Here is a 443-nt window from a genome sequence, read left to right on the forward strand (position 1 = left end):
TGCATCATCTCCATACGGGCTTCCAGATGCTCCGCTTTATGCACATACGCCGCCCGCACGCCGTTACGCTCCTTGTGACTCATCTGACGCTCAATGGCATCTTTTGACCACAATCCGGACTCGTTCAGCGCGCTACAGGCCATCGTGCGGAAGCCGTGGCCGCAGACTTCGGTTTTGGTGTCATAGCCAATCACGCGCAACGCCTTGTTGATGGTGTTTTCACTCATTGGCTTGTTCATTGAGTGCGCACCTGCAAACACGAAAACGGACTCTCCGGTAATTTCTTTAATCTGCTCCAGCAGGGCAACCGCCTGTACAGATAATGGCACAAGATGCTCGTCCTTCATTTTTGCACCACGTTCTGAGAATTTCACACCTTTAACGACTTCACGCTGTGCAGGCACCGTCCAGATGTGGGCTTTCAGGTTGAACTCATCCCAGCG

At 52.8% G+C, this 443-nt stretch carries 1 protein-coding gene; it reads right to left on the reverse strand.

Annotated elements, in window-relative coordinates; genetic code table 11:
• Window positions 1–443, reverse strand: a 443-nt coding sequence (locus tag FDX19_RS00025; protein WP_170974319.1) for a site-specific integrase, incomplete at both ends; no start/stop codon positions are given.

The organism is Citrobacter sp. wls619, from assembly GCF_005281345.1.
Taxonomy (GTDB): Bacteria; Pseudomonadota; Gammaproteobacteria; order Enterobacterales; family Enterobacteriaceae; genus Citrobacter.